General features: G+C 62.1%; 6 protein-coding genes and 1 pseudogene. All 7 read right to left on the bottom strand.

Annotated elements, in window-relative coordinates; all coding sequences use genetic code 11:
- On the bottom strand, positions 1–1,379 hold a 1,379-nt coding region (gene ahcY, locus ACK41X_RS22670), incomplete at its 3' end, for an adenosylhomocysteinase (RefSeq protein WP_409728343.1).
- Between the two features lie 147 nt (positions 1,380–1,526).
- Complete coding sequence (locus tag ACK41X_RS22665; protein ID WP_409728341.1) at positions 1,527–1,967, bottom strand: hypothetical protein; 441 nt, start codon at positions 1,965–1,967, stop codon at positions 1,527–1,529.
- A complete protein-coding gene (locus ACK41X_RS22660; RefSeq protein ID WP_409728338.1) occupies positions 1,957–2,856 on the bottom strand; it encodes a ParA family protein in 900 nt (299 codons plus the stop codon). Before ACK41X_RS22660 ends, ACK41X_RS22665 begins: the two co-directional genes overlap by 11 nt.
- On the bottom strand, positions 2,853–3,659 hold the full coding sequence (locus ACK41X_RS22655; protein ID WP_409728335.1) for a hypothetical protein: 807 nt from the start codon (positions 3,657–3,659) through the stop codon (positions 2,853–2,855). Before ACK41X_RS22655 ends, ACK41X_RS22660 begins: the two co-directional genes overlap by 4 nt.
- Positions 3,660–3,766: 107 nt before the next feature.
- Positions 3,767–4,081, bottom strand: a complete 315-nt coding sequence (locus ACK41X_RS22650) for a hypothetical protein (RefSeq protein ID WP_409728332.1) — start codon at positions 4,079–4,081, stop codon at positions 3,767–3,769.
- Between the two features lie 102 nt (positions 4,082–4,183).
- Positions 4,184–4,468: an HPr family phosphocarrier protein gene (locus ACK41X_RS22645; protein WP_409728329.1), complete on the bottom strand. Its 285-nt coding sequence runs from the start codon at positions 4,466–4,468 to the stop codon at positions 4,184–4,186.
- Positions 4,465–4,541 (bottom strand): annotated as a pseudogene (locus tag ACK41X_RS22640) (PTS fructose transporter subunit IIA); the annotation flags it as partial. The pseudogene ACK41X_RS22640 and the gene ACK41X_RS22645, both read right to left, overlap by 4 nt.

Below are 4,541 nucleotides of genomic sequence, written 5' to 3'. Positions count from 1 at the left end.
TCGGCCTGATCCTTGGTGAGCTTGGTCAGCTTCACCCCGATCTTGTCGAGATGCAGACGCGCGACCTTCTCGTCGAGATGCTTGGGCAGCGTGTAGACTTTTTTCTGGTATTTGCCGTCCTTGTTGTTGGCGAAGAGTTCGATCTGCGCCAGCGTCTGGTTGGTGAAGGACGAGCTCATCACGAAGCTCGGATGGCCCATGGCGTTGCCCAGATTCACGAGCCGGCCCTCCGAAAGCAGGATGATGCGATGGCCGTCGGGAAACTCGATCTCGTCGACCTGCGGCTTGACGTTGATCCACTTCATGTTCCTGAGGCCGGCAACGTCGATCTCGTTGTCGAAGTGACCGATGTTGCACACGATGGCGCGGTCCTTCATCTGCCGCATGTGATCGGCGGTGATGATGTCCTTGTTGCCGGTGGCGGTGACGAAAATGTCGGCGCGCTTCACCGCGTCCTCCATCGTCGTCACTTCGTAACCCTCCATCGCCGCCTGCAGGGCGCAGATCGGATCGATTTCCGAAACGAGAACGCGGCAGCCGGCGTTGCGGAGCGAGGCAGCCGACCCCTTGCCGACGTCGCCGAAGCCCGCGACCATCGCCACCTTGCCGGCCATCATCACATCGGTGCCGCGGCGGATGCCGTCGACCAGCGATTCCTTGCAGCCATAGAGATTGTCGAACTTCGACTTGGTGACCGAATCGTTGACGTTGATTGCGGGCCAGAGCAGCTTGCCGGCCTTCTGCATCTCGTACAGGCGATGCACACCGGTGGTGGTCTCTTCAGACACACCCTTGATCGAGTCGGCGATCGCCTGGAAATAACCCTTCGGCTTCTCCTTCAGCTGCTTCTTGAGCAGCGCAAAGAAAACTTCCTCCTCCTCCGAGCCCGGCTTGTCGAGAAACGCGGTGTCACCCTTCTCGGCGCGCAGGCCGAGGTGGACGTACATGGTGGCGTCGCCGCCGTCGTCGAGGATCATGTTGGGATGGCCGCCGCCGTGCCAGTCGAACAGCTTGGCGGTGTAGTCCCAGTAATCCTTCAGGGTCTCGCCCTTCACCGCGAAGACCGGAATGCCGGCGGCGGCGATCGCCGCGGCGGCGTGGTCCTGGGTCGAATAGATGTTGCACGACACCCAGCGAATGTCGGCGCCCAGCGCCTTCAGCGTCTCGATCAGCACCGCGGTCTGAATCGTCATATGCAGCGAACCCGCGATCCGTGCGCCCTTCAGCGGCTGCGACGGGCCGTATTCCTCGCGGGTCGCCATCAGGCCCGGCATCTCGGTCTCGGCGAGCGAGATTTCTTTACGGCCGAACTCGGCAAGGCCGATGTCGGCGACGATGTAATCCGTAAAGCCGGACTTCTTCGCGGTTGCTGCAGTCATGACGCTCCCTTGACGCTGTGGTCTTGAGGTGAATGTTCGGAAAAAGGATGCAGCCCGCGCCCGCGCAGGCAGCCACTTCGGGCGCCGCTATAGCAGGGCCCGGCCCAGGATGCAATAAGGATATAAAGATTTCTTTATGTGGCCTGATTAACGCTTTCTGACCGCGCCGGCAGAGGCAAACCATTTCCCGGATTGCAGCTCCGCCTTCTGTTTTCGCGGTGCTTTCGGTTTTTTCGCCGGCTTCTCGGGCTTGGGCGTGGGCGCCACCTCGCCCTTCACCAGCAACAAGAAATGCTGCCGCCGCCATGCGGCATCGGCCGTCTTGAATTCCGGGTGATGCTTGTCGAGACGCGCGAGCAGCGACTTCAGCTCGCCGTCCTTCATGCCGTCGACCAGCAGATTGAAAATCGTCTTGCCGAGCGCTTTGCGCGCGGCACGCAGATCGTCAAGGCCGAGCGTCTTGGCCTTGAAATACTTGGTCAGCGCATTGCGCGCCGACTTCGACGCGTCCACGCGCAGCGACGCGAAGGTCTCCGGGTTCTCCGCGATCGCGCGCCAGGCATCGAAGCCGTCGAATTCAAGAGCCATGGAGGGTCTCCTTCACCTCTCTGACGAGATCGGCGAGCAGGATATCGGTCCCGTCCTTCCATTTCTGCGAGAAGGTCGGATGGGTGTGAATCTTGCCGAGCGCCTCGGCGATCGCAGTCCGCTCGAAAATCTCGGTGCGGAATACGGAAAATTTCGCGTCATCCTTCGCCGCTTCGGCACGCAGGCGCTCGCTGGTGTGCTCATGCTCTCGCGTCGGACGCCGCCGCGTGATCAGGACGCGGGGCGCGCGCTTCGGCTTTTTCAGATTGGAGCGGTCTGCGATCGGCCCGCTCCAGAGATTGGCGCAGAATGAATTCAGTCCGTAAGTCGACAGAAAATCCGGGATCGTCGGCACGATAACGAGATTGGCGAGCCGGATACTGACTTCGGTCATCACCGAAATGCCGGGCGCGCAATCGAGCAGGATATAGTCGTAGGACTTCTTCGTCCGCTTCAGCTCGTCCTTGATGATGGCATAGAGCGACTCGACGATGTGATCGAGGTCCATCTTCATCTTGGTCAGCGTGAAGATGAGGTCGCGTTCCGCCAGCCGCAGCTCCGAGCTCGACGCCAGGAGCGACAGCGGCAATTGCTTGCCGAGATGGGTGACATTGCTGATATTGGTGCGGATGCGCCCGCCAAGGGCCGCATCGCGCTGCAGCCGCTTGAAGCGGTCCTCGAGAAACCCGTCGATCGTCAGGCCCCTCTCGATTATGTCACGCAGCAAACCGTCGCCGGCAATGCAGATCGACGCATTGGCCTGCGGATCGAGATCGACGACCAGGGTTTCGGCGCCTTGCGCCGCCAGCGCTTCGGCAAGTCCGATAACTGTCGCCGTCTTGCCGACGCCGCCCTTCATGTTGGCGACCGCAATCACCTTGCCCTTCATGACGCTGCGCCGTTGAGCAGCGCCCGGATCTGGCGGCGCTCGGCATCGCGCAGCCGCGCGTCGAGAAACTGGTCGATCTCGTCGCGGGGCGGCGTCTTGCGCAAGGGCTCGACCAGGATTTCGAAGCTTTCCGCCTGCTGCGGCTCACGCAGGCGGATGAAGCCGATGCCGTAATGACCGCATTGCTTCTGCAGGCTCGACAGCTTGCGCTCGTAACGCGAACCGTGCGGAAGGTGCCACACCAGATAGCCGAAATTGGTGTAGCGGGTCTGCGCCAGCGCTTCGAACACGGCAAGGTCCGTCGCGCCGCCGCTTTCGGTCTTCAGCTCGAAACTGTGCACGTCGAATTCGATCCCGGGCAGGAGCTTGAATTGCTTCACGCTGATCAGCGTAAAGTCCGGCCGGGCCCATTGTACACCGCTTGTGCCGACACTGGATGTGTCGCAGGTCAGCCATTTTGCGCCGCGTAAGGCCGGGAGGTCGCGCGCGGCCGGGCCGTCGAGATATTGACGCAGCCACGGCATCAGGCTCGCTTCGCTCCAGCCGCCATTGCCCTCGGCGCGCCGCAGCGGCCCGGCGGCGCTCTGCGGCTTGCGGACGACACCGCCGCCCTGCCCCTGCGCGAGACCGATCCGGCTCTGCGCGGCAAGCCTTTCACAGGCGGTTCGATAGCGGCCTTCGTCGATATCCGCCGAGAGCGCCCGCGCCAGCATCACGCGCATGACGCGGTTCGGGACCGCCGTGCCGTCCTCCGGCAACAGTGCCAGCATCTGCCTGGCGATGTCCTCAACCGATACCGGCACGGCTCGTCGTCCCGCCGCGGCACGTCAGGCGGGTCCCCATTCCCGATAAAATTATGACGGGAGCGCGAAATTCACGCAATCAAAGATTGCAGAGGCGCGAGCCGGGATCAGGCCGCGGGCTTTGGCGGGACCGGCTTGACCAGCCCGGCCTGCTGCAATGCATTCGCGGTCTGCTGCATCTTGTTGATGAGTTCGATGGCGGCGGATACCGGCAGCACCAGCCGGCAGGCCGGATAACGCCGGCCGGACAGCTGCTGGCCCTGCTTCAGCTCGTCCATCCGGGTAATGCCGAATTCGATGCGCATGGTCTGGCCGTCGAAAAACACGTTGTTGATCGAATCGGCGAAGGTCTCACGGCATTCCGGCTGATCGACATAACGGATCGCAGCCGGCTGATTCTTCTGTTGATCGGAATTCGTCATTACCTGGTTCCTCAAGCGAAAGGCGTCCCTTACCCGACATTTATGACAGTCCGTGTCGTAATCAGCGCTGGCGAAATCCGTACGGGGAACCGGCGCCCTTCCTCAATCATCCTCATCGAAACGGCCGCCGATCAGACTTTCGATCGCATCCATCACCGCGGCCGCATCCTTGCCGCTGGCCTCCACGGTAATCGTGGATCCAGGACCGGCACCCAGCATCATCAATCCCATGATCGACGTGCCGCCCACGGTTTCGCCGCCGCGCGTGACCTTCACCTCTGCGTCGAAACGCTCGACCGTCTGCACGAATTTGGCTGAGGCGCGCGCGTGCAGGCCTTTCTTGTTACAGATTTCCAGCACGCGAACGATCGCGCTATCGGCAGTCATTTTCCGGCAAGAACCCGGCTGGCGATGGTGACATATTTGCGGCCGGCATCCTGCGCCGCCGCGACCGCCTCGG

The sequence above is a fragment of the Pseudorhodoplanes sp. genome (assembly GCF_046289595.1).
Classification (GTDB): Bacteria; Pseudomonadota; Alphaproteobacteria; order Rhizobiales; family Xanthobacteraceae; genus Pseudorhodoplanes.
The sequence above is the reverse complement of the archived record's forward strand: the minus strand, read 5'-3'. Positions and strand labels throughout refer to the sequence as shown.